Genomic DNA, 25948 nt, shown 5'->3' with positions numbered 1-25948 from the left:
TTCCGGATGGCCAATCTCAGAGATCACATGGGCAGGCCGATCGTCGCCGTCACCGGCATCGGCGTGGTAACCTCGCTCGGCGTCGGCAAGGCAGACAATTGGGCGGCACTGACCTCCGGCAAATCGGGCATCCACCCGATCACCCGCTTTCCCGTCGACCACCTCAACACCCGCATCTCCGGCATGGTCGATTTCCTCGACTCAAGCTCGAAAGGCGCTAGCCTGCTGACCTACGAACTGGCCGAAACCGCCGCGAATGAGGCGGTGGCCGAATCCGGCCTCGATTCCTCTGATTTCGGTGGCCCGCTCTTCCTCGCCTCGCCGCCGGTCGAACTCGACTGGCAGGATCGCTTCGCGCTCTACAATTCCGACGGCAAAGGCGCCGGCGCCGAAAGGCTGCTCAGGGTGGCGCGCGGGCTGAAGGAAACAGATACGTTCGCAAGCACGCAGTTCGGCGCGATCGCCGACCGGCTGGCCGACCGCTTTGGCACGCGCGGCCTGCCGATCACGCTGTCGACGGCCTGCGCTTCGGGCGCCACCGCCATCCAGCTCGGCGTCGAAGCGATCCGCCGCGGCGAATGCGACCGGGCGCTGTCCATCGGCGCCGACGGTTCGGCAACCGCCGAGGCGCTGATCCGCTTTTCGTTGCTCTCGGCGCTGTCGACCCACAATGACATCCCTGAAAAGGCGTCAAAACCCTTCTCCAAGGACCGCGACGGCTTTGTGCTGGCCGAAGGCTCCGGCGCTCTTGTGCTGGAATCGCTTGAGGCAGCCCTTGCCCGGGGCGCCAGCGTTCTCGGCATCCTGCGCGGCTGCGGTGAAAAGGCCGACGATTTCCATCGCACCCGTTCCAAGCCCGACGGTTCCCCGGCGATCGCAGCAGTGCGCGCCGCCCTTGCGGATGCCGGCCTGAGCAAGGACGAGATCGACTACGTCAACGCTCACGGCACCTCGACGCCGGAAAACGACAAGATGGAGCATCTGTCGCTGTCGACCGTGTTCGGCGATCGCATCGGCTCGATGCCGGTCTCGTCCAACAAGTCGATGATCGGCCACACGCTGTCGGCGGCCGGCGCCGTCGAAGCAGCGTTTTCGCTGATGACCATGCGCGAAAGCGTCATTCCGCCGACCATCAACTACGACAATCCCGACCCGGCAATCGTGCTCGACGTGGTGCCCAACAAGAAGCGCAATGCCGAAGTCGGCACCGTGCTGTCGAACTCGTTCGGCTTCGGCGGCCAGAACACCTGCCTTGTCATGGCGCGGGAACCGGTCTAAGCGACCTTTTTCAGCCAGACTGAACTGACAGGCTCCATGCGCGCACTGCAACTTATCGAGGACCGCCGTCTTGAAACGGTGGACCTGCCGCCCCCGCCGCCCCCCGCATTGGGCGAAGTCACGCTGCGCATCAAGGCGGTGGCGCTGAACCATATCGACGTCTGGGGCTGGCGTGGCATGGCCTTCGCCAAGCGTAAGCTGCCGCTGGTCGTCGGCGCCGAAGCCTCCGGCGAGGTCGAAGCTGTCGGCCCCGGCGTCTCCAGCCTGCTGCCCGGACAATTGGTGTCGATCTACGGCGCGCGCACCTGCGGCCTTTGCCGCGCCTGCCGCGAAGGCCGTGACAATCTCTGCGAACATGTCTCGGGCGTCCACGGCTTCCATCTCGACGGCTTTGCGCAGGAGAAGATCAACCTGCCGGCGCGCCTGCTGGTCCCGGCCCCTCCAGGCGTGACCGATGTCGGCGCTGCCGTCGCCCCCGTTACCTTCGGCACCGTCGAGCACATGCTGTTCGACAATGCCAAGCTGCAGCCCGGCGAGACCATCCTCATCCATGCCGGCGGCTCCGGCATCGGCTCGGCGGCGATCCAGCTGGCCAGGCGCATGGGTTGCACCATCATCACCACGGTCGGTTCCAACGACAAGATCGACAAGGCCAAGGCCCTCGGCGCCGACCATGTCATCAACTACCGCGACGATCGTTTCGAAGGCGTCGTGCGCAAGCTCACCAGGAAGAAGGGCGTCGACGTCGTCTTCGAACATGTCGGCGCCGACACCTTTGCCGCCTCGATGCTGTGCCTCAAGCGCGGCGGCCGCCTGGTCACCTGCGGCTCGACCTCCGGCGTGTCGACGCAGATCAATCTGATGCAGCTGTTCCAGCAGCAGCTGAAGCTGCTTGGGTCCTTCGGCTGCCGCATGGAGAACATGGCCAACGCCATGCAGAAGATGGCGGCGGGACAGGTCGCACCTGTCATCGACACCGAAGTCGGCTTCGACGGCATCGACGCCGCGTTGAAGCGCATGGAAGGCCGCGACGTGTTCGGCAAGATCATCCTGCGCGTTTCCTAGGACTATGGTCGGCAAGGTGTTCAAGAAAGCCCGCCGGGACTTCATGTTCCGCTATGGCCGAAGACTGCGCCAGATGGAGCACTGGCTGGTGGCGCGCGTGGCGATGACGATCATCTCGCTGCTGCGCCTCTTACCCGCGGACAGGGCGCTCAATTTCGCGGACCGGGCGGCCCGGCGCATCGGTCCGTGGGTCGGGCGCCACCGTGTCGCCATCAACAATCTGCGCCTTGCCTATCCCGAGAAGAGCGATGGCGAGATCGAGGCCATCGCCTCCGACATGTGGGGCAACATGGCCCGGCTCGCCGCCGAATACATCTTTCTTGACGCCCTCTTCGACTATGATCCGAACGCAGCGACGCCCGGCCGCGTCGAAGTTGGCGGCGCCGATCATTTCCATCAGATTGCCGGCGAGGACAAACCGCATATCCTGTTCACCGGCCATCTCGGCAATTTTGAATTGCTGCCGGTCGCGGCCGCGACGTTCGGCATGAAGATCACGGCGCTGTTTCGTCCCCCGAACAATCCTTACCTCGCCGACTATATCCATTCGACGCGGCGTTCGAGCATGGGCGCCTTGCTGCCGTCTTCGACCGGCGCCTCCTTCGCGCTGGCGTCGATTCTGGAGAAAGGCGGCAATATCGGCGTTTTAGTCGACCAGAAATTCTCCAGCGGGCTGGAGACGATCTTCTTTAATCGCCCATGCCAGAGCAATCCGGTTCTGGGCATGCTCGCCCGTCACTATGATTGCGACGTCTATCCGGCGCGATGTGTGCGGCTGCCAGGCAACCGCTTCCGCCTCGAGATCGAGGACAAGCTGACCTTGCCGCGCAATGGAAGCGGCAGCGTCGATGTCGCGGCCACCACCCAACTGCTCGCCGACGTGGTCGAGCGCTGGGTGCGCGAGGATCCGGGACAGTGGATGTGGTTCCACAAAAGGTGGGAAATCTCGGGCCGGCGTCGGCGCCGGCGCGGACAGGCCAACGCCACCGGCCAGCGGCAGCGTCAATCCTAAGGCGTCGATAGCCTCAGTTCGTAACAACGATCCGCGTATTGCCGAAGCCGACTTCGCGCACCATCGCATAGAACATCGCGGCATTGGCGGTGTGCAGTCGCACGCAGCCATGCGATGCCGGACGCCCCAGCTGCCTGACCGCGCCGGTGCCGTGGATGGCGTAGCCGCCATGGAAGAACACCGAGTAAGGCATTGGCGACATGTGGTATTTCTTCGAATACCACATCCGCGCCGTGCGTTGCGGCCGATAGGTGCCGCGCGGCGTGAAATAGCCACTGCGGGCGGTCGACACGCTCCAGCGATAAAGCACCTGGCCGTATTGGCTGACGGTCATGGTCTGCGACGAGACGTCGATGCTGGCCACCAGCGAGGCAGCCCTGCTTTCGATGGACGTGCCGAACAGCATCGCAGCAAAAGCAGCTGCCATGAGAACGATTTTAGTCATGAGATCAAACCCCTTTGATGCCCCTTGCCTGCCCTGTCATCACGCGGTTTTTCATCTTTTTAACGACAGGTGAGTGATCTAACACACACTCCTTGATAAATTCGCCAATCTAAAGCAGCGAATTTGAACGATTTTCCCGCCATAGTTGCCGCTGCGACACGAAGTTTCGGCGCCAGTGCCGCGATGCTTGCAAAACCACCCCCTTGCCTGCTCAAATCCGGGAATGAACAAACGACTCTTCAAAGCGATAGACGCCCGTGTTGATGACCTGGTCGCACTGACCGCCGACCTGATCCGCTTCCCGACCATCAACCCGCCTGGCGAAGCCTATCGCCCCTGCGCCGAATATATCGGTGCGCGCCTAGGCAGGCTTGGCTTCGAAACCGAATTCATCCGCGCCGAAGGCACGCCCGGCGACACCGACCGCTATCCCCGCGTCAATGTCGTCGCCCGCTTCGACGGCCGCTCGCCTGGAGCCTGTGTCCATTTCAACTCGCACATCGATGTGGTCGAAGCCGGCGAAGGCTGGAGCGTCGATCCCTTTGCCGGGGTGGTGAAGGACGGCAAGGTCTACGGCCGCGGCGCCTGCGACATGAAAGGGGGCATGGCCGCCTCGATCATCGCGGCGGAAGCCTTCATGGAGGTATTCCCCGACTTTCCCGGCGCCATCGAAATTTCGGGCACGGTCGATGAGGAGTCCGGCGGCTTCGGCGGCGTCGCCCATCTGGCGAAGCTTGGCTATTTCTCGAAACCCAAGGTCGACCACGTCATCATCCCGGAGCCGCTGAACAAGGACCGCATCTGTCTTGGCCATCGCGGCGTCTGGTGGGCGGAGATCGAGACCAAGGGCGAGATCGCGCATGGCTCGATGCCGTTCCTCGGCGACAATGCGGTGCGCCACATGGGCGCCGTGCTGCAGGCCTTCGAGGATGAACTGTTTCCGGCGCTCGACCGCAAGGTGACGCGCATGCCTGTCGTGCCCCAAGGCGCAAAGCGCTCGACCATGAACATCAACTCGATCCATGGCGGCCAGACCGAGGATTTCCGCCCCGGCCTGCCCTCACCCAACGTGCCCGACGCCTGCCGGCTGACCATCGACCGCCGCTTCCTGCTCGAGGAGGACCTTGCCACGGTCAAGAGCGAGGTGACCGATATCCTCGACCGGCTGAAGCGCGAGCGCAAAAAGTTCGACTACGAGATTCGCGACCTGATGGAGGTGCTGCCGCTGATGACCGAGCGCGACGCGCCGGTGGTCAAGGCGGTGGCGCAAGGCATCATGGCGATCTTCGACCGTGAGCCGGATTATGTCATTTCACCAGGCACTTACGACCAGAAGCACATCGCCCGCATCGGCCACATCTATGATTGCATCGCCTATGGCCCGGGCATTTTGGACCTCGCCCACCGGCCCGACGAATGGGTCGGTATCTCTGATATGGTGGAGTCGGCCAAGGTGATGGCGATCGGGCTGAATGTGCTGCTTAGGGGCACGGCCGCGGACTGAACCATCGACTTCGCTGAAAAAACATTCCTCCCCGCGCCGCTGCGGAGCATGAAACGCAATTTACTCCACCTCGAAATCACGCTTCTATCGCACCAGGGTTCGAGCATTTGGGAGTTGCACGATGAAATTGTGGAAAACCATTCTTGCCGCCGCGGTGCTGGCACTGGCCGGCAGTCAGGCATTTGCCGCACGCACCGACCTGGTGATCGGCATTACGCTCGAGCCGCCACATCTCGATCCGACCGCCGGTGCTGCCGCGGCGATCGACGAAGTGCTCTACGCCAACGTCTTCGAGGGCCTGACCCGCATCGGTCCGAATGGCGAAGTGCTGCCCGACCTTGCCGAGAGCTGGGCCATTTCCGACGATGGCAAGGTCTACACCTTCAAGCTGCACACCGGCGTCAAATTCCATGACGGCAGCGATTTCGACGCCGGCGACGTGAAGTTCTCGCTCGACCGCGCCCGCGCCGACAATTCGGTCAACGCGCAAAAAGCCCTGTTCGCCTCCATCGATACGGTCGAAGTCGTCGATCCGACGACGGTCAAGGTGACGCTGAAGAACCCGCAGGGGTCGTTCCTCTACAATCTGGGCTGGGGCGACGCGGTGATCGTGGCGCCCGAGAGCGCCGACACCAACAAGGAAAAGCCCATCGGCACCGGCCCGTTCAAATTCCAGAGCTGGGCCAAGGGCTCGTCGATCACGCTGGTGAAATCGGACACTTACTGGGGCGCCCCGGTGTTCCTCGACAAGGCCGAGTTCCGCATCGTTCCCGACGCCGCCGCCGCCGTGCCGGCGCTGCTCTCCGGCGACATCCAGGCTTTCCCTTTCTTCGATCCCGACAGCGTCGCGCAGGTCAAGGACGATCCGCGCTTCAAGGTGGTGATCGGCTCGACTGAGGGCGAGACCATTCTGGCGATCAACAACAAGAAGCCGCCTTTCGACAAGCTCGAGGTGCGGCAGGCAATTGCCTTCGCGCTCGACCGCAAGGCGATCATCGACGGCGCCTCGGCCGGCCTCGGCGTGCCGATCGGCTCGCACATGTCGCCCGCCAGCAAGGCCTATGTCGACCTCACCGGCCTGTACCCGCACAATGTCGACAAGGCCAAGGAGCTGCTGAAGCAAGCCGGCTTCGAAAACGGCATTAAGGCGACGCTGAAGCTGCCGCCGCCTTCCTATGCACGGCTTGGCGGCGAGATCATCGCCTCGCAGCTGCGCGATGTCGGCATCGACCTGGAAATCATTCCAGTCGAATGGGCGCAGTGGCTGGATCAGGTGTTCACCAAGAAGGATTACGACCTGACCATCGTCTCCCACACCGAGCCCAACGACATCGATATCTACTCGCGCAAGGACTACTACTTCAACTACGACAACCCCGCCTTCGACAAGATCATCGCCGAGCTGAACCTCACCTCCGACGACGCCAAGCGCAACACGCTGCTCGGCGAAGCACAGAAGATCCTGGCCGACGACGCCGTGGTGGGGTTCCTCTATGAACTGCCGAAGGTCGGCGTCTGGGACGTCAAGCTGCAGGGCCTGTGGGAGAATGCGCCGATCCAGGCGAATGATCTGACCAAGGTGAAGTGGACGGATTGAGGCGGCGGGCCAAAGGGCGGCGTTTGCGCTCCGTCACACCCCCCTCTGCCCTGCCGGGCATCTCCCCCGCAAGGGGGGAGATCGGGCTATCATCTCCGCTTTCGCCTATCGCGAACGTTGAACGCTGGTCGACGACACAGAACCTGCTGATCTCCCCCCTTGCGGGGGAGATGTCCGGCAGGACAGAGGGGGGTGGGCGGGAACTCGACTTTCAAGGCGCAGCCGCACCGGGCGCCCCTCCACCATGACCGCCTACCTCCTCAAACGCCTCGCAATCGCCATCGCAACCTTGATCCTGGCCTCGATGGTCGTCTTCGCCGTGCTCGAAATCCTGCCCGGCGATCCGGCGCGGCTGATGCTTGGCCTCAACGCCAGCGCCGAGCAGGTCGAACTCCTGCGCAACCAGATGGGCCTCAACGCGCCGCTTCTCCTGCGCTACCTCCACTGGGTCGGCGGTCTGCTCAGCCTCGATTTCGGCCGCTCCTACACTTATTCAGTGCCGGTCATCGACCTTGTCCGCGAGCGCATGGCGGTTTCCCTGCCGCTGGCGCTGATCGCGCTGGCGCTGTCCACCATCATTGCCATCCCGGTCGGGCTCTATTCCGCCAGCCGGCGCGGGCGGGCCGGTGATACGATCGCCATGGGCGCCGCCCAGCTCGGCGTCGCCATCCCGAACTTCTGGTTCGCGCTGATGCTGATCTACCTCTTTGCCGTCTGGCTGCGGCTGGTGCCGGCCGGCGGCTTTCCCGGCTGGAGCGCCGGCGCCTGGCCGGCGCTGAAATCGCTGCTGCTGCCGGCCATCGCCCTCGCTCTGCCGCAGGCGGCGATCCTGGCGCGCGTTGCCCGCTCGGCGCTGATCGAGGTGCTGAACGAGGACTATATCCGCACCGCCCGCGCCAAGGGCCTGCCCTATCGCGCCGTGCTGTGGCGGCACGCGCTGCGCAACGCGATGATCCCGGTTCTGACCATTCTGGGCCTGCAATTCGCCTTCCTGCTCGCCGGCACCATCATCATCGAGAACGTCTTTTATCTCCCCGGCCTCGGACGGCTGGTGTTCCAGGCGATCACTCAGCGCGACCTGATCGTCGTCGAAAGCATCGTCATGCTGCTGGTCGTCGCCGTCATTGCGGTCAACCTCGTCGTCGACGTCTCCTACGCCATCGTCGATCCGCGCCTTCGAGGCCGGCAATGACGCTGCACATCGACATCCCGCAGGAGACGTTGGGCAGCATTCTGGCCAAGGCCTTCCGCAACCGCTCCTTCCTCATCGGCTTCGCCATCACGGTGCTGGTGGCTGCAATAGCGGTCATCTCCTACGTCTGGACGCCCTACGACGTGACCAAACTGGTGATCTCGGACAAGACGCTGGCGCCCTCTGCGGCGCACTGGTTCGGCACCGATCATTTCGGCCGCGACATCCTGTCGATGATCATGGTCGGCGCCCGCAACTCGATTGCCGTGGCGCTGGTCGCGGTCGGCATCGGCATGGGCGTCGGCGTGCCGCTCGGCGCCTTCGCCGCGGCGCGCGGCGGGTTGGTCGACGAGGCGCTGATGCGGCTGACCGACCTCGTCTTCGCCTTCCCGGCGCTGCTGTCGGCGATCATGATCACCGCCATCTTCGGACCGGGCGCAATCAACGCCATCATCGCCATCGGCATCTTCAACATCCCGGTGTTTGCGCGCGTCGCCCGCGCCGGCGCGCTGGCGATCTGGCCGCGCGAATTCATCCTCGCCGCCCGCGCCGCCGGCAAGAGCAAAGCGCAGATTACAACCGAGCACGTGCTGCCCAACATCGCCACGCTGCTTCTGGTGCAAGGCACCATCCAGTTCGCGCTTGGCATTTTGGCCGAAGCCGGCCTCTCCTATGTCGGCCTCGGCGTCCAGCCGCCAATGCCGAGCTGGGGCCGCATGCTGTTCGACGCTCAGACGCGCATGGTGGTGGCGCCGTGGATGGCCATCTTCCCCGGCATGGCCATTGTCGTCACCGTGCTTGGGCTCAATCTGCTCGGCGACGGCATCGCCGACATACTCGACCCGAAATCGCGGCGGCAGCGATGAGCCTGCTGCAGATCGAGAACCTGTCGCTGGCCGTCGGCGACACGCCGATCCTGAAAGGGGTCGAGCTCTCCGTCGCGCCCGGCGAGGTGATGGGCCTGGTCGGTGAATCCGGTTCCGGCAAATCGATGACGGCGCTGACCATCATGCAGCTTCTGCCGCATGCGGCGCGCGCCACCGGCCGCGTGACCTTCGACGGCATCGATATTCTGGCCGCAACCGAGGACCAGATGTGCGCGCTGCGCGGCGACGACATCGGCATGGTGTTCCAGGAGCCGATGACGGCGCTCAACCCCGTCAAGACCATCGGCGAGCAGGTCGCCGAAGGCATACGCTGGCACACTAGGGCAAGCCGTGCCGACGCCGAAGACCGCGCGCGCAAAATGCTCGACCGCGTTGGCCTGCCGGAGGCCAAATTCCCGCTGTCGCGCTATCCGCACGAACTGTCGGGCGGCCAGCGCCAGCGCGTCGTCATCGCCATTGCCTGCGCATTGAAACCCAAGCTGCTCATCGCCGACGAGCCGACCACGGCGCTCGACGTGGTGCTGCAGGCGCAGATCCTCGACCTCTTGCGCGGCCTTGTCAGCGAAAACCGAATGGGCCTGCTGTTGATCTCGCACGATCTCGCGGTCGTCACCGAAATGGCCGACCGCATCACCATTCTGCGCCATGGCGAGGTGATGGAAGCCGGCGACACCGCACGCACGCTGTCGGAACAGCTGCATCCCTACACGCGCCAGCTGGCGCTGGCCTCCATGCACGTGCCCGCGCGCGCCAAGGTTCACGCCGCCGGCCAGGGCAAACCGCTGCTTGAGGTCGAAGGCGTGACACGGGACTATCCGGGCCGGCGCACCTCCCTGTTCAAGTCAGCGGCTCCGATCCGCGCCGTCGACGACGTGTCCTTGTCGCTGGCGCCGGGCCAATCGGTGGCGCTGGTCGGCCGCTCCGGCTGCGGCAAGTCAACGCTTGCCCGCATGATCCTGGCGCTCGACAAATCGACATCGGGAACGATCCGCTTTCGCGGCGAGACCATAACCGGCAAAAGCGAGGCGGAGCTCAAAGCCGCGCGGCGCGACATGCAGGTCGTGTTCCAGGATCCCTACGGCTCTTTCGACCCGCGCCAGAAGGTCGTAAAACTGGTCGCCGAGCCGCTGCATGTACTGGAGACGAAGCCGACACCGGCTGAGCGGCGCGAGATGGTGGCGCATGCGCTGCACGAGGTCGGCCTCGGCACCAGCGACATGGACAAATATCCGCATGAGTTTTCCGGCGGCCAGCGCCAGCGCCTGTCGATCGCCCGCGCCATCATCACTAGGCCGAAGCTGGTCGTCGCCGACGAGCCGGTCTCGGCGCTCGACGTCTCGATCCGCGCCCAGATCCTCGACCTGTTCGCAGAGCTCAACCAGAAGCTCGGCATCGGCTATCTCTTCATCACCCACGATTTGACCGTCGCCCGCGCCATCACCGATGAGGTGCTGGTCATGCATGACGGCAGGATCGTCGAGCGCGGCAAGACCGGTGACGTGCTCGATCATCCGCAGTCGGAGGCGGCCAGGGCGCTGGTCGCGGCTGCGCCCGATCTGCATCGGGCGATCGCTCACCGTATGCAGGAACAGGGGTAAGTGACCGGTTCGCGCAGCGAATTCATCGTGCCAGTGGCACGATGAAAGGTCACAAACGCTGGGACGCTGCGAAGCAGCGGGGACCCGGCTGGGCGGCCGTTGCCCCTGGTCTGCCTCACTCCTCCGGCTTCACCACATCGACCGGGCTGATGTCGAGCAAATCGAGCGTGCGGCGCAACAGCCGCACTTCGCTCTCGGCCAGTTTGGAATCGGCTTTGGCGATCTCCGCCATGTGGAGCGCCAGCAACTTGCGCCGTTCGACATCGAGATCGCGGAACAGCGCAATGGCTTGCGAACCGTTGGTCTCGTAGCCGAAATCATTGAGATATTCGATGACCGCGTCGATGCTGGTTTCCGGGATGCCGAAGGCGTCCTTGCAGATGCGCCGGAAGGCGACCATCTCGCTCTCCGAAACCGAGCCGTCGGCCAGGATCATGCGAAACAGCATCAAGAGCTCCGCCGACAGCACAGGGTCGTCGGCAACCTTGCGCACGCCGGGGTCACCATCGAAGATCGAGCGTATCTGGTCGAGCAATGCCATCGCCAACAGTGTCCCTTTCCCGAGCCCGCCCAGCGCACATGACCCAAAACTGCGCAGCGGTACTGAGATAATGACATGCACCACAGGAAATCCAAGCGCAACGCGCTTGGATGGACGTAGCGCGGAATCGGCCTTGCGCAAACCGGATGGCCATGAGAAGGCGCGGCACCACCTTTCCCGCCGGAATGTTCAGAAAATCCCGATGCTCGACCTCGCCACCCAGACCGTCATCATGCTTGCCTTGGCCGCTTTTGCAGCCGGCTTTGTCGATTCGATAGCCGGCGGCGGCGGGCTGATCACCATCCCGGCCCTGCTGCTTGCCGGCTTCCCGCCGGTCGCAGCACTTGGAACCAACAAGCTGCAGGGCATTTTCGGCACCGCTTCGGCGACCATCCACTACGCCATGAATGGCCATGTCGATCTGCGCCGACAGCTGCCATCGGCGCTTCTGGCCCTTGCCGGCAGTGCCGTCGGCGCCTTGCTGGCGGCATTCGTGCCGGGTGATCTCCTGCGAGCGCTGCTGCCGCTGCTTTTGATCGCCATCGCGATCTACTTCGCCGTGAAACCCAACATGAACGATGTCGACCGCGCCGAGCGCCTGTCGCACTTCCTGTTCGGGCTGGTCATCGCCCCTTTGGTCGGCTTCTATGACGGGCTGTTCGGGCCGGGAGCCGGCTCCTTCTATATGCTGGCCTTCGTCAGCCTTGCCGGCTTCGGCGTGCTCAAGGCGACGGCACACACCAAGCTGCTCAATTTCGCCTCCAACATTGGCGGCTTCATCGTCTTTGCCGTCGCCGGCGTCGTCTACTGGAAGATCGGGCTGATGATGGGCGTCGCCCAGTTCCTCGGCGCCCGGCTCGGCGCCAGCCTTGCCATCCGCATCGGCGCCCGGCTGATCAAGCCGCTGCTGGTGATCATCTGCCTGTCGCTGGCGGTGAAGCTGCTGGCCGACCCGGCGAACCCATTGCGCCAGCTGATTGGTGTATAAGCCTCACGCCTGATAGAGTGCCGTTGTACGAATCATGTTGGAGGGACCACACATGAATCTTAGTGCACCCACTCAGCTTGTTTTCATCATATCCCTAGTTATCGCCATCATCGGCGTGCTCGCCGCGCTTGGCGTTCTTGCGTTCATTCCTCTGGCTGCGGTGTGGATTGTCCTCATCGCATACATCGTGCTTGCCGCCGCCTGCCTGATGCGCGGCGCCTAGGCACCCGCGACTTCTGCATTCGAAGCGCCCGGTCAAAGCCGGGCGCTTTTGCTTTGGATGCATGGTCTGTTAGGCTCTTCCGCGCGGAAGGATGACCATGAAGCAAAGCGGACGCGCAGACCCGAGGATGACGAAACGATGGGCGGCCCTACCTCGCTAACCCAAAAATCGCATCGCAATCGAGATGGCGCTCCAGTTCGGCTGCGATCTCGTCCAGAGCGTTTTCCACGTCCGCCCGATAGTCGACGCCGCCGCCTTTCACGCCGAGGCTTTCCAGGAATCTCGCCCGGAAAGCGTCGGCGGAAAACAGGCCGTGCAGATAGCTGCCAAAAACCTTGCCATCGGCGGAAATGGCACCGTCGTCGATGCCGTTGATCACAGCCGACGGCCGCGCCATGTCCGGCCCGGTGGTGCGGCCGAGATGGATTTCGTAGCCCTCGAGCGCCAAGCCGAACGGCACCGAGCGCGCGCTGACATTGCGCACCGTCTTTTCCGGTTCCATCACCGTCTCGATGTCGAGCAGACCAAGACCTTCCGCCTCGGTGACGCTGCCCTCGATGCCATCGGGATCGCGCACCAGGCGGCCGAGCATCTGGAAACCGCCGCAAATGCCGACGATATGGCCGCCGCGTTTGCGGTGCGCGAGGAGATCGCGATCCCAGCCATTCTCGCGGAATTTCATGAGATCCCCGATCGTCGATTTGGAACCGGGAATGACCACCAGGCCGGCATCCTCCGGCAAGCGCTGCCCTGGCGGCACGAACACCACTTCGACCTGCGGCTCGGCCTTGAGCGGGTCGAGGTCGTCGAAATTGGCGATGCGGCCAAGCATCGGCACGGCGACCTTCAACGCCCGCTTCTCGCCCGATGCCAGGCGTTCGAGCACGACCGAATCCTCCGAAGGCAATCGCGCCGCCGCCTTCAGCCACGGCACGACGCCAAAGCAGCGCCAGCCGGTGAAGCTTTCGATCGACCGGATGCCGTCGTCGAACAGCGAGACATCGCCGCGGAACTTATTGATGAGGTAGCCGACGATCATGCGCCTGTCTTCCTCCGGCAGGATCAGATGCGTGCCGGCGACCGAAGCGATGACGCCACCGCGGTCGATGTCGCCGACCAGGATGACCGGCACGTCGGCGCGCGTGGCAAAGCCCATATTGGCGATGTCGCGGCTGCGCAGGTTGATTTCGGCCGGCGATCCGGCGCCCTCGACGACGACCAGATCGGCGCCCTCACCGACCTTCGTCCAGGACTCCAGCACGGCGTCCATCAGCCCCGCTTTCATTGTCTGGTAGTCGCGCGCTCGCGCCTCGCCGAACACCTTGCCCTGCACGATCACCTGCGAACCGATATCGCTCTGGGGTTTGAGCAGCACCGGATTCATATGCACGGTCGGCTGAACACCACACGCCAGCGCTTGCAGCCATTGCCCACGGCCAATCTCGCCGCCGCCGGGGCGGTTGTCGCCCGGAATGTCGGCGACGGCGGCATTGTTCGACATGTTCTGCGGCTTGAACGGCCTGACTTTCAGCCCGCGATTCCTGGCCGCGCGGCAGAGCCCCGCCACCAGCACCGTCTTGCCGACATCCGAACCCGTGCCTTGCAGCATGATCGCCTTGGCCATGCTCAGCCCCTGCCCTGCGCGCCGGAAACGGTCGACTTCTGCGACAGCGGCCCGCCGCGCCAGATGTAGAGCGCCAGCAACGGTTCGCTGCCGGTGCGCATGGCATGGCTGACATTGGAGGCGTGATGGATAATTTCGCCCGCCTGGCGGATGTGAAAGCCGCCCTCGCCCATGCGCCATTCGGTGCCGCCGGTCAGCGGAATGTAGATCTCCTCGGCAATGTGATGATGGTCGGGATAGGTGATGCCGGGTCCCAGGATCAGCAATCCGGCCGCGACCTCTTCATTGGCGAAATGGCCGCGCGTGCCAAACACCTCCAGCCAGCCGTATTTTTGCAAGAACGCTTCACCAAAATCGCTCGCGTTGTAGGTCTGCCCCCAGCACAGATCGTCACGACGCTCCGCCAGCAGTTGCACCAGAGGCTGCGGGTCCGGCGGCGCCAGTTCGACAATGCGGTCGAGCAGACCAAGGCAAGGCAGCGGATGCGCTTCGAGCACGCGCGCCGTCATATTCCAGCCGATCCGGGTCACGGCGTCCCGCACCAGCGCGTTGTCCACGCCCCGGAGATAGGCATGGAAGCGGTCGAGCAATTCGTCGAAATATGTCGGCACGCAATGCTCCGTTGATCCATTCATGCACAGCGGCTGCGCGGCGAGCCGGGTTGCGCGGCGGCATCATTGGTCTAGATTGAGCGGCGCGCAAAGCCAAAAACAACAGGCCAGCAAGCCAACCCCAGCTGGGGAACACAGGGAGCACGCCATGGACGCCGCGGTCGATGCGAGCACCAGCCAGTTCGAGCTCAACGAGGAACAGCGCGCCATCCAGGAGATGGCACAGGCCTTCGCCGCCGATCGCGTTGCGCCCAATGCGCTCGAATGGGACCGGGCAAGACACTTTCCCGCCGATGTAATCCGCGAGACCGGCCCGCTCGGCCTCGGCGGCATCTATGTCAGGGACGATGTCGGCGGCTCGGCGCTCGGCCGGCTCGACGCCGTGCTGATCTTCGAGGCACTGTCGCACGCCGATCCGGCGTTTTCCTCCTTCATCTCGATCCACAATATGGCGGCGTCGATGATCGACCGCTTCGGCGACGACGAGCAGCGCCAACGCTTCCTGCCGAAGCTGACCTCGATGGAATGGCTGGCGAGCTACTGCCTGACCGAGCCGGGCTCAGGCTCGGATGCCGCGGCGCTGAAGACGCGCGCGGTGAAGAGCGGCAACGACTATGTGCTTAACGGCGCCAAGCAGTTCATCTCCGGGGCCGGCGACAGCGACCTCTATGTTGTCATGGCGCGCACCGGCGCCGACGGGCCGAAGGGCATTTCCACCTTCGTCGTGCCGAAGGATGCGCCCGGCCTCTCCTTCGGCGCCAACGAGCACAAGATGGGCTGGCACATGCAGTCGACCCGCCAGGTGATCTTCGAGGACTGCAAGGTGCCGGCTGCAAACCTGCTGTCGGGGGAAGGCGCAGGTTTCGGCATCGCCATGGCCGGCCTTGACGGCGGCCGCCTCAACATCGCTGCCTGTTCGCTCGGCGGCGCGCAATCTGCGCTCGACAAGGCGCTGTCCTATACCGCCGAGCGCAAGGCTTTCGGCTCGAAGATCAACCAGTTCCAGGCGCTGCAGTTCAGGTTGGCCGACATGGAGACCGAATTGCAGGCAGCGCGGATCTTTCTCTACGCCGCCGCCTCGAAACTCGACCGCAAGGCGTCGGATGCCGGCAAATGGTCGGCCATGGCCAAGCGCTTCGTCACCGACATCGGCTTCAACGTCGCCAACGAGGCGCTGCAGCTGCATGGCGGTTATGGCTATCTTCATGATTACGGTATCGAAAAACTGGTGCGCGACCTGCGCGTCCACCAGATCCTCGAAGGCACCAACGAGATCATGCGCGTCATCATCGCGCGGGCGTTGATTGGACGGCAGTAGGCAGTAGGCAGTAGGCAGTAGGCAGTAGGCAAAGGATGACCGGCAAGATCAACTCGTACAAGGATCTTATCGTATGGCAGCAGGCGATGGATCTGGCTGTCAGCACCTACTCATTGACCAAGACATGGCCCAAAGAGGAATTGTATGGGCTGACCAGCCAAATCCGCCGTTCAGCAACCTCTATCCCTGCAAACATCGCGGAAGGCTATGGCCGAGACAACCGAGGCTCCTATCAGCAATTTCTCAGGATAGCCCAAGGCTCGCTGAAGGAGTTCGAGACACACCTCCAAATCGCTCAACGCATTGGCGTTGCCACGCATGGGCAAGCTGAGCACCTGCTTCTGGCGGCCGAGGCCATCGGAAAGATGCTTCGCCAACTTATTATCAAACTCGCACCCGAATAGGTCGCCCTACTGCCTACTGCCTACTGCCTACTGCCTACTGCCTACTGCCTACTGCCTACTGCCTACTCATCATGGAGCACCGCTATGACCACCATCGCCTTCATTGGTCTCGGCAATATGGGCAACCCGATGGCTGCCAATCTCGTCAACGCGGGGCACGCGGTGCACGGCTTTGACCTGATGCCGGAAAACCTCACCGTCGCCCGCGAGCATGGCGTCATTGTCATGGCGAATGCCGTGGCGGCGGTGAAGGACGCCGATGTCGTGATCACCATGCTTCCCGCCGGCAAGCACGTGCTCTCGGTCTACGAGGACATCGCACCCAAGGCCAAACCAGGCGCCCTGTTCATTGATTCCTCGACCATCGATGTCGAGTCGGCCCGCAAGGCGCATGCCGTAGCAAGGAAGCACGGGCTGCATTCGATCGACGCCCCCGTCTCCGGCGGCACCGGCGGTGCTGCTGCGGGAACGCTGACCTTCATGGCCGGCGGCGCCAAGGATGCCTTCGCCAAGGCCGAACCGGTCCTGAAGCCGATGGCAGGCCGCATCGTCCATTGCGGTGACGACGGCGCCGGTCAGGCAGCCAAAATCTGCAACAACATGATGCTCGGCATTTCGATGATCGGCGTCGCAGAGGCCTTCGTGCTGGCCGAAAAGCTCGGCCTCTCGCATCAGGCCCTGTTCGACGTTGCCTCGACCTCGTCGGGCCAGTGCTGGTCGCTGACCACCTACTGCCCGGTGCCGGGTCCCGTGCCGGCCTCACCCGCCAACCGCGACTACAAACCGGGCTTTGCCGCGGCACTCATGCTGAAGGACCTGAAACTGGCGCAGGAAGCCGCCCAAAGCGCCGGCGCGGTGACGCCGATGGGGGCCGAAGCGGCCCAGCTTTATGCGCTGTTCAACGCCCAGGGAAATGGCGGCGACGATTTTTCCGGCATCATAAATTTCCTTCGCGGCAGTTCTCTATAAGTTTCGAATTTGGCAGCGCTTTTCTCGATTTTTATTGCGCGGAAAAATTGCAAATTTAGATTTGCTTAAGCTCTCGATAACCCGGCGGTAACGATGTGCCTATATAACGGATGGCGAGGCGGACACATCGCATCCGCCCGGCGCTCCGGATCAGGTCTCGCGTACCGGAGCCCGTAAGTTTCGCAAGTGTATTGTTGGCGAAATGCCATGCGTATCTGGCAAAGCCGCGTTCCGATGGAGCGCGGTTTTTTGCGTTTTGCAGTCCTATACTGTTCGGTCTGAATTATATTCCGATTGCAGCGTTCGGAATTGCCTGATGGTCTTCATTGACCAGCACGATCGGTGCGCTGACCCCTTCGACCCTGACGATAAGCAGGCGCACAGTCCGGGCGCCCTGATTGCAAGGCGTCCGGCGGTCGTTCCATCTACTTCTTGCGCAAATCCGCTTGCGCCAGATCCAGCGCTTTGGCGATGCGATCGCAAGCCATGTCGATCGTCGCGCGGGTCCAGATCAGCGGCGGCGACAGGATCATCGTGTCGCCGGTGGCGCGCAGCATCAGGCCTTGCGCGATGGCGTGGTCGCGGACGGTGACGGCGGCACTGCCCGCCGGCAGGAAGCGCTCCTTGGTCGCCTTGTCCTTGACGATCTCGACCGCGCCCATCAGCCCGATCGATCGCACCTCGCCGACCAGTTCGTGGCCGGCAATGCGCTCCTGCAGCGCCTGGGCGAAGTAAGGTCCAGTGTCGTTCCTGACCCTGTCGACCAGGCCTTCTCGCTCCATGATCTCGAGATTCTTCAGCGCCACCGCGCAGGCCACCGGGTGACCCGAATAGGTATAGCCGTGGTAGAATTCGCCGCCCTTTTCGACCAGCGTCGCCGCGATACGGTCGCCGACCAGCAGCGCCGACAGCGGCTGATAGCCCGAGGTCAGTGCCTTGGCCGTGGTGATGGTGTCGGCCTCGACGCCGAAGGTCTGCGCCGCAAACCATTCGCCGGTGCGGCCATAGCCGGTGATGACCTCGTCCAGCATCAAAAGCACATCGTATTTGCGGCAGATGCGCTGCACTTCCGGCCAATAGCTCATCGGCGGTATTTTCACCCCGCCCGCGCCCATCACCGGCTCGCCGATGAAGGCCGCCACCTTGTCGGCACCGGCTTCGAGGATGGCGTCCTCGACGGCCTTGGCCGCGCGCAGGCCGAAATCATGGTCGCTTTCGCCAGGCAGCGCCAACTCATAAGCATAGGGCATCATGACATGGACGATGTTGGGAACCGCCCCGCCGAGCTGCTTGTGCATCAAATCCATGCCGCCCAGCGACGTCCCGGCGACGGTCGAGCCGTGATAGGCCGACTTGCGCGAGATGATGCGGTTCTTCTCCGGCTTGCCTTCCAGCACCCAATAGTGGCGCACGAGCCGCAGCGCCGTGTCGTTGGCCTCCGAGCCGGAGGAGCCGTAGAAAACCTGGGCGATGCCCTTGGGCGCCAGCTCGGCCAGCTTCTTCGACAGCAGCACGGGCGTCGGCGTCGAGCATTTGAAGAAGGAATTGTAGTAGGGCAATTCCTTCATCTGCGCGTAAGCGGCGTCGGCCAGCTCGTCGCGGCCATAGCCGACATTGACGCACCACAGCCCGGCCATGCCGTCGAGTATTTCGGTGCCGTCGGCATCGTAGATGAACGGGCCGTTGGCGTGGGTGATGATGCGCGAGCCGGTCTCGCGCAATTCCTTGTGGTCGGTGAAGGGATGCAGATGATGCGCGGCATCAATCTGCTGAAGCTGCTTCAGCGAATAGTTCTGGTAAGTCATGGGTTTGCTCTTTCCTCTGGAATCAAACCGGCAAGCTGCCGGGGCGACTTCGTCAGAGGACGGCGGGCGGCGAATAGCCGATGCGGGCGCACAGCCTGAGCAGTTCGGCGCGCAGCGTGCGCGGCGACGGTGTCACCGCGACCCCGAAGGCGCCGGATGTGCTCATGTAGACCATGGCGGCAGTCTATGCCGCCCGAGGCCCGGAATTCAAGCGGTGCCGCTCAATACCCTTTGCAGGAACACGTATTTCATGGCGGTTTGCGCCGCTTGCGGCCGGCGGTCGCCGCGACCGCCATGGCCGCCTTCCGTCTCCTCGAAGAACAACGTCTTGCCGTGACCTGCTTCCTGCAGCTTCGCCGCCATCTTGCGGACGTGGCCGGGATGGACGCGGTCGTCGGCGGTCGATGTCGTGAGCAGCACCGGGGGATAGACGGCATCGGCCGAGACATGATGGTACGGCGAATAGGCGGCGAGCCACTTGGCTTCTTCCGGTTTTGCCGGATCGCCATATTCGCCGATCCACGAGGCGCCTGGCGGCAGTTCGGTGTAGCGCAGCATGTCGAGCAGCGGCACCTCGATGATGACGGCGCCGAACAGTTCGGGATGCTGCGTCAGGGAAACGCCGGTAAGCAGGCCGCCATTCGAGCCGCCCTGGATGCCGAGGGAAGCAGCCGTGGCTATGCCGCGCCTGACGACGTCCTGCGCCACCGCGGCGAAATCGTCGAAGGCAGTCTGGCGATTGCCCTTCAGCGCGGCCTGATGCCAGGCCGGCCCGAACTCGCCGCCACCGCGGATGCAGGCCTGCACATAGGCGTTGCCCTTTTCCAGCCACAGCCTGCCGCGCACGCCGGCATAGCCGGGCAGCAGCGGTATTTCGAAGCCGCCATAGCCGTAGAGCAGCGTCGGCACCGGACCCTTCTGGTCGCGCCGCCTGACGACGAAATACGGGACCATTGTGCCGTCCTTCGAGCGCGCCTCGAACTGTTCGGAGACCAGCGGCGCGGCGTCGAACCGAGCCGGCTGCGATTTCACGGTGGCCAGCGTCGCCCCGTTATCATCCGACCAGATGATCGAACTCGGCGTCAGGAAATCGGTGAAGGAGAAGGAGACGCTGGAACCGAAATGCTCGGCATGCGCGATGCCGACATTGCCGTTCTCGGGCAGCGCCACCGGCTTCAGCGACCAGCGGTCGCCGCTGCGCTCGGCGACAACGACCTTGCCGCGCACATTGTCCATCAGATTGATGAACAGCCGGTCCTGAGTGCGGGCAATGCCGGCGACCGAAACACGGTGCGCTGGCGCGAGCATGGTTTCAACAGGGCCCAGGTCGCCGGTGTCGATCCAGTGTTCGAAATCGAAGGAATAGAGGCCGTCCGGCAAGCACTCAGTGCCGCCCGGCGCCGTCCATGGGCTGCGCACCCCGAACACCAACCGGCCCTTGAACAGGGTGCTGTCGGTGACATCGTCGGGCAACGGGATGCGGCGGTTTTCGCCCGACGGCAGGCGCAGAAAACTGTGCGAGGAGAAGAAGGCGATCGTGCGGGCCAGAAACAAATACTGCCTGTCGCCATCATGCTCGACCCCCGCGCCGGCCGCGAGATCCTGCTTCTCGGCCTCGAAGATCGGCGTCGCCTCCTCCAACCGGGTACCGCGCTTCCACAGCTTGACGACGCGCGGATAGCCGGACTGGGTCTTGTCGTCTTCATCGAAGGCAACCGAGACAATGACCGTGTCCTTGTCCAGCCAGGAAAAACCGGATTTCGAGGCCGGAGCGCGGAAGCCGCCCTCGATGAATGATTTGGTCTCGATGTCGAATTCCCGCATCTCGCTGGCATCGCCGCCATCCGGCGACATCGCCACCAGGCAAAGGTTGAAATCGGGGTAAAGGCGGCTGGCGCCGCTGAACACCCACTTCACCCCCTCCTTGGCCGACAGCACGTCGAAGTCGATGATCGTCTCCCACACGGGCTTTTCGGTCTTGTAGGAGGCGACCGTCGTGCGGCGCCAGAGGCCGAGCACATTGGTCTTGTCCTGCCAGAAATTATAGACTTGGCCGTTGAGCGCGGCGCCCACAGCGATGTTGTCTTCGGCCGTCATCAGGTCGAGCGCCGTCTCGAACGCCGCCTGGTAGGACGGATCGCCCTGTAGTTCGGCCACGGTGATCTCGTTCTGGCGATGCACCCAGTCGAGCGATTCCTTGCTGGTCCGGTCCTCCAACCAGAGGAACTTGTCCTCCACGGTGGCATCCGTCTGGCGTTTTGTCGTCGATTGGGTCACGCATGGTCTCCAGGCTAGTGGCGGGCAGCCCTGCCTACATCGCGTTGCAAGCGGTTTTATTCAAGATGGTACGTCAGGTCATCGGGGGAATGCGGCCTCAAACCATCCGCCGGCGCAGGACCGTGGCCACAGCCAGTGCCAGACAAATCGTGCCCAGCGTGATCGGCAGGCCGGAGGCGCCGATCACATCCATGACGCCACCCGCCAGCGGCGGCACCACGATGCCGCCGACGCCCCACATCAGGGAGAAGGCGGCATTGCCGGCGACCAGCGCCGAGCCGGTAAAGCGGTCGCCGAGCTCGATGATCGACATGGTGTAGATGCCATAGGAGACCGCGCCCCAGATAAAGACGCAAGGCCAGATCAGCGGCGTCTCGATGAGCAGCGGCAACAGGGCGCAGCCCAGCACCGTCACCACGACGCAGATGAATCGCACCAGCCGCGCCGTCAGCCGTTCCGCCAGCAAGCCGAGCGGCACCTGCATGGCGATGTTGCCTGCGATCATCACCGACAGCAGCGCCGACATGCGCGCTTCCGCGATGCCATAGTGCGTGCCGTAGACCGGCAGCAGCGCCAGCACGCCCTGTTCGAAACCGGCGGCAACGACCACCGCCGACAGCAGTAGCCATGCCAGTGGCACGAAGCCCATGACCGAAACCCTGTGCCCGGCTTCGTCGACCTTCGGCAGTCGCGGCAGCACCAGCGCCAGGCAGGCGCCGCAGAAGATGAAGGCGGCGATCCCCACCAGGAATGGCGGCCATCCCACGGTGCCGACAGCGAGCAGGCAGAGCGGCCCGGCAGCGAAGCCGGCCGAGATGATGGTTGAATAGACACCCATGACGCGACCGCGGCGCGATGGCGGCGCCAGTGCAATGACCCAGATTTCGCTCAAGACATAGAGCGGATTGGTCACCACCCCGATCAAGAAGCGCAGAGGAAACCACAGATAGACATTCTGCGTCCAGCCGATCAGCGCAAGCACAATAGCCGAAAGCGCCGCGCAGGTAAGCGCGGTGCGCCCTGCCCCGAACCGGCGCGCCAGTGCCGGGATCAGCGGCGACGAGACAATGAAGCCGATCGGCGTCATTGCCGCCGAGAGCCCGATGATGGCCGGCGAAACGCCTTGGCGTTGCAGGATGAAGCTCAGCAGCGGATAGGACAGGCCTTGCGCGATGGCGAACACCGAGACGGTCGCGATCACGCCGCTGATCGCCGCCCACTGCATCTTCTCGTTGTCAGCTTCCGCCAGGTTCATCATTGGCACCTAAACCAGGTTCAGGACTAGCTTTTCTGTCCGACGCGGGTAACCCCCGTCCTGGGAAAAACCGTTTGCTCCAGACAAGGCCTGTCAGGAGTTTTTGGGCCTGTCAGGAGTTTTTGGCCTGTCAGGAGTTTTGGGCCGTCAGGAGTTTTGGCGCTTGAACGATCGATAGAGCGCGAAGCTCACCAGCAGCGCGTCGAGGCCGGCGATCACCACCGGCAGACCGAGCGGACCGATGGTCTGCATCAAGGCACCGGCGCCAGGCGGGCCGACAATGCCGCCGGCGCCCCACATCAATGCGAAGGCGGCGTTGCCGGCGACCAGCACGGTTCCCCTGAAGCGGCTGCCGAGCTCCACCAGCGCCATGGTGTAGACGCCGTAGCCGACAGCGCCCATGACGAGAAGGACGAGCCAGATCGCCGGCGTCGTGATCAGCAACGGCAGCAAAACCGCGCAGGTCGTTGTCGCCAACGCACAGAAGATGATCATCGCCCGCCCGCCGAAACGCTCGGCCAGCAGGCCGAGCGGGATTTGCAGGAAGATGTTTCCCAGCGACAGTGCCATCACCAGGGCCGCCAGCGTCCTTTCGGGCAGGCCATAGGCGGCACCGAAGACCGGCATCAAAGCGTAGGTGCCCTGCTGGACCGCCGCCGAAACCAGCACGGCAAACAACAGCGCCGGCGCCAGCCTGGCGAAACCGAAAAAGCCGCCGGGCAATTGGCAGTCATCCTCGAAGCCGGCGAGGCTTGACGAAACAGCACGAAGGATCGCGGCGCACAGGATGAAGCCGGCCATGCCGACCAGGAAAGGAACCCAGCCCGATATCCCTACCGCGGTCAGGACCAAAGGCCCCGCAGCATAGCCAGCGCCCAGCACGGTGTTGAATGCCCCCATCACCCTGCCGCGGCGCGACGGCGGCGCCAGCGACAGCGCCCATACTTCGCCCAGTATATAGAGCGGGTTGATGACGATACCGATGATGAAGCGGATGACGAACCAGCCCACCCAGTCCTGCAGGTAGCCGATGCCGAGGAAGCACAGCGCCCCAATCAATGAGCAACCCACAGCCAGGTTGCGCGCGCCGACCAGCCGAACGGCTGCCGGCACGAACGAGGCCGAAAGGATCAGACCAAGCGGCATCATCGCTGCCGACAAGCCGATCAGCGCCGGCGACATGCCTTGCTTCTGCATCAGCAGCGTAAACAGCGGCGAGCTCAGCCCTTGCGCCGCACCGAACATCGCGAGGGCGGCAGTTACGCCGGCAAGCGCTGCCCATTGCGTCCCTGCTTCGCCATCGCTCGAACCGGTCGCAGCCATGATGCCTTCCACATGAATTGCCGGCCCATCCAGCGGCAAACCACTGAGCTAGCGGTTCGATTTAGGGAAAGGAAGGGCCGCGCCTGAAATCCCCTTGCGCCAAGAGCCGCAGTGGGCGCGTCCTGTCCGCCAATCCCCGGCAATGTTGTCAGCTATCGGACTGCCGTTCGGGCATGTCGCTTCCCTCGTCCTAGTGGTCGCCGCCTCCGCAATGGTCGGACAGCCGCCGGTCCATTATGCCGCCCGCTACCAGCATCGTACGAGGACCATCATGACCGCCGCCCTGCATCCAGCCGAACCGCCTTTGGCAACCGACCGTGCCCGTCGCGGTGGCCGTGCGGGCAAGCGCGCCGGCGGCTCGGCCGCCTTCGAACAGCCGGCTTTTCGGCAACTGAGAAATCCGCTAACGCCGACCAAGCTGGTCTCTGACGACGAGCTGGAATCGATCCACCTCGCCTCGCTGCGCGTCTTGAGGGAAATAGGCGTCGACGTACTGCATGACGAAGCGCGCCGCATCATGAAGGAAAATGGCGCTGATGTCCGCGAGGGCAGCGAGCGCGTGCGCTTCGACAGCGACATGATCCTCGATCTCATCTCCAACTGCCCGTCGGAATTCACGCTCCATGCCCGCAACCCGGCGCACAATGCGCGCTTCGGCGGCAACAATGTGATCCTGTCGATGATGGCGTCGGCACCGAACTGCTCCGACCTCGATCGCGGCCGCCGTCCGGGCAACCAGCAGGACTACCGCAACTTCCTGCGCCTGGCACAGATGCACAACATCCTGAACTGCACCGGCGGCTATCCGGTCGAGCCGACCGACATCCACCCGTCGGTGCGCCACCTCGAATGCATCCGCGACCTCGCCACGCTGACCGACAAGGTGTTCCACATCTATTCGCTCGGCAAGGAGCGCAATGTCGACGGCATCGAGATCGCCAGGATCGCCCGCGGCATCAGCCATGAGCAGATGCTCGAAGAGCCGTCCGTCTTCACCATCATCAACACCAACTCGCCGCTGAAACTGGATGTGCCGATGATGGAAGGCATCATCCAGATGTCGAGCAAGGGTCAGGTCGTCGTCATCACGCCCTTCACTCTGTCCGGCGCGATGGCGCCGGTGACCATCGCCGGTGCGCTGGTGCAGCAAAATGCCGAGGCGCTGTCCGGCATCGCCTTTGCCCAGATGGTGAGAAAGGGCGCGCCGGTTGGCTATGGCGGCTTCACCTCGAATGTCGACATGAAGTCAGGCTCGCCGGCCTTCGGCACGCCTGAATATATGAAGGCGCAGCTTGTCGGCGGCCAGCTTGCCCGCCGTTACAAGATCCCCTACCGCACCTCCAATACCTGCGCCGCCAACACCGTCGACGCGCAGGCAGCCTATGAAAGCGTGTTCTCGCTGTGGGGCGCCATCCAGGGCGGCGGCAATCTGATGATGCACGGCGCCGGCTGGCTCGAAGGCGGCCTGCGCTGTTCCTACGAGAAGACCATCCTGGACATCGACCTGTTGCAGATGGTGGCCGAGTTCCTCACCCCGCTCGACCTGTCCGACGAAGCGCTCGGCTTCGACGCCATCCAGTCGGTCGGCCCCGGCGGCCATTTCTTCGGCACCCAGCACACGCAGGACCGCTACAAGACAGCCTTCTACTCGCCCATCCTCTCCGACTGGCGCAATTTCGAGACCTGGGCCGAAGCCGGATCGCCGACCGCGCTGGAAAAGGCCAACAAGGTCTGGAAGGAGCGGCTGGCATCCTACGAGGAACCTTATATGGACCCGGCGATCCGCGAAGAGCTCAACGACTTCGTCGAAAAGCGCACGTCCGAAGGCGGCGCGCCGACCGATTTTTGATCAATAATGTTGATGAACTGATTATTCGTATGGATCTGATGAACAGTCGAGGCCCCCCCCCCCGCGCTGCGGGGGGCCCCCCACCCCCCCCGCCGGCGGGGGGGGGTAGGGGCGCGGGAAGTGGGGGGGGGGGGCACGCACACACGCGCCCGGGGGGGGGGGGGGGGGCGGGCCGCGGGCCCG

General features: G+C 63.8%; 23 protein-coding genes. 14 read left to right on the top strand and 9 right to left on the bottom strand.

The window, feature by feature from the left end; genetic code table 11:
- Positions 1-6 precede the first annotated feature (6 nt).
- Genes NKJ78_RS20680 through NKJ78_RS20670 form a run of 3 tightly spaced genes read left to right on the top strand, consistent with a single transcriptional unit; the run spans position 7 to position 3355 of the window.
- Positions 7-1278, top strand: a complete 1272-nt coding sequence (locus NKJ78_RS20680) for a beta-ketoacyl-ACP synthase (protein WP_352459144.1) — start codon at positions 7-9, stop codon at positions 1276-1278.
- Between the two features lie 36 nt (positions 1279-1314).
- Complete coding sequence (locus NKJ78_RS20675; RefSeq protein ID WP_023681745.1) at positions 1315-2343, top strand: zinc-binding dehydrogenase; 1029 nt, start codon at positions 1315-1317, stop codon at positions 2341-2343.
- 4 nt (positions 2344-2347) lie between these two features.
- Positions 2348-3355, top strand: coding sequence for a lipid A biosynthesis lauroyl acyltransferase (locus NKJ78_RS20670; RefSeq protein ID WP_031203708.1), 1008 nt, complete (start codon positions 2348-2350; stop codon positions 3353-3355).
- Positions 3356-3368: 13 nt separating this feature from the next.
- Here NKJ78_RS20670 and NKJ78_RS20665 read toward each other — a convergent pair whose 3' ends face one another.
- Positions 3369-3800, bottom strand: coding sequence for a L,D-transpeptidase (locus NKJ78_RS20665; protein ID WP_023681747.1), 432 nt, complete (start codon positions 3798-3800; stop codon positions 3369-3371).
- Between the two features lie 223 nt (positions 3801-4023).
- On the opposite strand from NKJ78_RS20665, the gene NKJ78_RS20660 reads away from it, so the two are divergent.
- From NKJ78_RS20660 to NKJ78_RS20640, 5 genes are all read left to right on the top strand, one after another.
- On the top strand, positions 4024-5304 hold the full coding sequence (locus NKJ78_RS20660) for an acetylornithine deacetylase/succinyl-diaminopimelate desuccinylase family protein (RefSeq protein WP_023706064.1): 1281 nt from the start codon (positions 4024-4026) through the stop codon (positions 5302-5304).
- Between the two features lie 121 nt (positions 5305-5425).
- On the top strand, positions 5426-6901 hold the full coding sequence (locus tag NKJ78_RS20655; RefSeq protein ID WP_023706065.1) for an ABC transporter substrate-binding protein: 1476 nt from the start codon (positions 5426-5428) through the stop codon (positions 6899-6901).
- A 244-nt stretch (positions 6902-7145) separates the two neighbouring features.
- Positions 7146-8093 carry an ABC transporter permease gene (locus tag NKJ78_RS20650; protein WP_023710755.1) on the top strand — a complete coding sequence of 316 codons (948 nt, stop codon included), beginning with the start codon at positions 7146-7148 and terminating at the stop codon, positions 8091-8093.
- A complete protein-coding gene (locus NKJ78_RS20645; RefSeq protein WP_352562621.1) occupies positions 8090-8959 on the top strand; it encodes an ABC transporter permease in 870 nt (289 codons plus the stop codon). Before NKJ78_RS20650 ends, NKJ78_RS20645 begins: the two co-directional genes overlap by 4 nt.
- Positions 8956-10578 (top strand): ABC transporter ATP-binding protein, encoded by a 1623-nt coding sequence (locus NKJ78_RS20640; protein ID WP_023670432.1) that lies wholly within the window; start codon positions 8956-8958, stop codon positions 10576-10578. Before NKJ78_RS20645 ends, NKJ78_RS20640 begins: the two co-directional genes overlap by 4 nt.
- A gap of 115 nt (positions 10579-10693) precedes the next feature.
- Here NKJ78_RS20640 and NKJ78_RS20635 read toward each other — a convergent pair whose 3' ends face one another.
- Positions 10694-11125, bottom strand: a complete 432-nt coding sequence (locus NKJ78_RS20635) for a TerB family tellurite resistance protein (protein ID WP_023688142.1) — start codon at positions 11123-11125, stop codon at positions 10694-10696.
- Between the two features lie 196 nt (positions 11126-11321).
- On the opposite strand from NKJ78_RS20635, the gene NKJ78_RS20630 reads away from it, so the two are divergent.
- Positions 11322-12107 carry a TSUP family transporter gene (locus tag NKJ78_RS20630; RefSeq protein WP_023707858.1) on the top strand — a complete coding sequence of 262 codons (786 nt, stop codon included), beginning with the start codon at positions 11322-11324 and terminating at the stop codon, positions 12105-12107.
- A 52-nt stretch (positions 12108-12159) separates the two neighbouring features.
- Positions 12160-12330 (top strand): hypothetical protein, encoded by a 171-nt coding sequence (locus tag NKJ78_RS20625; RefSeq protein ID WP_023670429.1) that lies wholly within the window; start codon positions 12160-12162, stop codon positions 12328-12330.
- 148 nt (positions 12331-12478) lie between these two features.
- Here NKJ78_RS20625 and NKJ78_RS20620 read toward each other — a convergent pair whose 3' ends face one another.
- Complete coding sequence (locus tag NKJ78_RS20620; protein ID WP_352459146.1) at positions 12479-13954, bottom strand: cobyric acid synthase; 1476 nt, start codon at positions 13952-13954, stop codon at positions 12479-12481.
- Between the two features lie 2 nt (positions 13955-13956).
- Positions 13957-14565 carry a dimethylsulfonioproprionate lyase family protein gene (locus NKJ78_RS20615; protein ID WP_352459147.1) on the bottom strand — a complete coding sequence of 203 codons (609 nt, stop codon included), beginning with the start codon at positions 14563-14565 and terminating at the stop codon, positions 13957-13959.
- 148 nt (positions 14566-14713) lie between these two features.
- Between NKJ78_RS20615 and NKJ78_RS20610 the strand changes: the two genes are divergently transcribed.
- The 3 genes from NKJ78_RS20610 (at position 14714) to mmsB (ending at position 17256) form a co-directional block, all read left to right on the top strand.
- The gene (locus NKJ78_RS20610) at positions 14714-15883 is read left to right on the top strand and encodes an isobutyryl-CoA dehydrogenase (protein ID WP_023739077.1); all 1170 of its coding nucleotides are present in this window, start codon (positions 14714-14716) and stop codon (positions 15881-15883) included.
- Positions 15884-15918: 35 nt separating this feature from the next.
- A complete protein-coding gene (locus tag NKJ78_RS20605; RefSeq protein WP_023691031.1) occupies positions 15919-16287 on the top strand; it encodes a four helix bundle protein in 369 nt (122 codons plus the stop codon).
- An 84-nt stretch (positions 16288-16371) separates the two neighbouring features.
- Positions 16372-17256, top strand: coding sequence for a 3-hydroxyisobutyrate dehydrogenase (gene mmsB, locus NKJ78_RS20600; protein WP_023739078.1), 885 nt, complete (start codon positions 16372-16374; stop codon positions 17254-17256).
- A 425-nt stretch (positions 17257-17681) separates the two neighbouring features.
- On the opposite strand, the gene NKJ78_RS20595 is transcribed toward mmsB, so the two are convergent.
- The 5 genes from NKJ78_RS20595 to NKJ78_RS20575 all read right to left on the bottom strand — a co-directional run bounded on the left by NKJ78_RS20595 (position 17682) and on the right by NKJ78_RS20575 (position 23916).
- Entirely contained in the window at positions 17682-19061 is a 1380-nt protein-coding gene (locus NKJ78_RS20595) for an aspartate aminotransferase family protein (protein ID WP_023739079.1), read from the bottom strand.
- Between the two features lie 52 nt (positions 19062-19113).
- Positions 19114-19236, bottom strand: coding sequence for a hypothetical protein (locus tag NKJ78_RS20590; RefSeq protein ID WP_023670422.1), 123 nt, complete (start codon positions 19234-19236; stop codon positions 19114-19116).
- 32 nt (positions 19237-19268) lie between these two features.
- Positions 19269-21338: a prolyl oligopeptidase family serine peptidase gene (locus NKJ78_RS20585; protein ID WP_352562620.1), complete on the bottom strand. Its 2070-nt coding sequence runs from the start codon at positions 21336-21338 to the stop codon at positions 19269-19271.
- Positions 21339-21435: 97 nt separating this feature from the next.
- Complete coding sequence (locus tag NKJ78_RS20580) at positions 21436-22593, bottom strand: MFS transporter (protein ID WP_352445985.1); 1158 nt, start codon at positions 22591-22593, stop codon at positions 21436-21438.
- A 147-nt stretch (positions 22594-22740) separates the two neighbouring features.
- Positions 22741-23916 carry an MFS transporter gene (locus NKJ78_RS20575; RefSeq protein ID WP_023739081.1) on the bottom strand — a complete coding sequence of 392 codons (1176 nt, stop codon included), beginning with the start codon at positions 23914-23916 and terminating at the stop codon, positions 22741-22743.
- Positions 23917-24187: 271 nt separating this feature from the next.
- On the opposite strand from NKJ78_RS20575, the gene NKJ78_RS20570 reads away from it, so the two are divergent.
- Entirely contained in the window at positions 24188-25765 is a 1578-nt protein-coding gene (locus NKJ78_RS20570; RefSeq protein WP_023739082.1) for a trimethylamine methyltransferase family protein, read from the top strand.
- Positions 25766-25948: the final 183 nt, after the last annotated feature.

Origin of the sequence: Mesorhizobium sp. M0037 (assembly GCF_040323635.1) — a bacterium.
GTDB lineage: Bacteria > Pseudomonadota > Alphaproteobacteria > Rhizobiales > Rhizobiaceae > Mesorhizobium.
This window is presented reverse-complemented; position numbering and strand designations above follow the sequence as displayed.

Coding starts and splice junctions, on each gene's coding strand:
- NKJ78_RS20630 (WP_023707858.1), top strand. CDS start 11,322: ATGCTCGACCTCGCCACCCAGACCGTCATCATGCTTGCCTTGGCCGCT.
- NKJ78_RS20625 (WP_023670429.1), top strand. CDS start 12,160: ATGAATCTTAGTGCACCCACTCAGCTTGTTTTCATCATATCCCTAGTT.
- NKJ78_RS20665 (WP_023681747.1), bottom strand. CDS start 3,800: ATGACTAAAATCGTTCTCATGGCAGCTGCTTTTGCTGCGATGCTGTTC.
- mmsB (WP_023739078.1), top strand. CDS start 16,372: ATGACCACCATCGCCTTCATTGGTCTCGGCAATATGGGCAACCCGATG.
- NKJ78_RS20595 (WP_023739079.1), bottom strand. CDS start 19,061: ATGACTTACCAGAACTATTCGCTGAAGCAGCTTCAGCAGATTGATGCC.
- NKJ78_RS20570 (WP_023739082.1), top strand. CDS start 24,188: ATGACCGCCGCCCTGCATCCAGCCGAACCGCCTTTGGCAACCGACCGT.
- NKJ78_RS20620 (WP_352459146.1), bottom strand. CDS start 13,954: ATGGCCAAGGCGATCATGCTGCAAGGCACGGGTTCGGATGTCGGCAAG.
- NKJ78_RS20640 (WP_023670432.1), top strand. CDS start 8,956: ATGAGCCTGCTGCAGATCGAGAACCTGTCGCTGGCCGTCGGCGACACG.
- NKJ78_RS20605 (WP_023691031.1), top strand. CDS start 15,919: ATGACCGGCAAGATCAACTCGTACAAGGATCTTATCGTATGGCAGCAG.
- NKJ78_RS20650 (WP_023710755.1), top strand. CDS start 7,146: ATGACCGCCTACCTCCTCAAACGCCTCGCAATCGCCATCGCAACCTTG.
- NKJ78_RS20575 (WP_023739081.1), bottom strand. CDS start 23,916: ATGGCTGCGACCGGTTCGAGCGATGGCGAAGCAGGGACGCAATGGGCA.
- NKJ78_RS20660 (WP_023706064.1), top strand. CDS start 4,024: ATGAACAAACGACTCTTCAAAGCGATAGACGCCCGTGTTGATGACCTG.
- NKJ78_RS20680 (WP_352459144.1), top strand. CDS start 7: ATGGCCAATCTCAGAGATCACATGGGCAGGCCGATCGTCGCCGTCACC.
- NKJ78_RS20675 (WP_023681745.1), top strand. CDS start 1,315: ATGCGCGCACTGCAACTTATCGAGGACCGCCGTCTTGAAACGGTGGAC.
- NKJ78_RS20670 (WP_031203708.1), top strand. CDS start 2,348: ATGGTCGGCAAGGTGTTCAAGAAAGCCCGCCGGGACTTCATGTTCCGC.
- NKJ78_RS20645 (WP_352562621.1), top strand. CDS start 8,090: ATGACGCTGCACATCGACATCCCGCAGGAGACGTTGGGCAGCATTCTG.
- NKJ78_RS20610 (WP_023739077.1), top strand. CDS start 14,714: ATGGACGCCGCGGTCGATGCGAGCACCAGCCAGTTCGAGCTCAACGAG.
- NKJ78_RS20590 (WP_023670422.1), bottom strand. CDS start 19,236: ATGGTCTACATGAGCACATCCGGCGCCTTCGGGGTCGCGGTGACACCG.
- NKJ78_RS20655 (WP_023706065.1), top strand. CDS start 5,426: ATGAAATTGTGGAAAACCATTCTTGCCGCCGCGGTGCTGGCACTGGCC.
- NKJ78_RS20580 (WP_352445985.1), bottom strand. CDS start 22,593: ATGAACCTGGCGGAAGCTGACAACGAGAAGATGCAGTGGGCGGCGATC.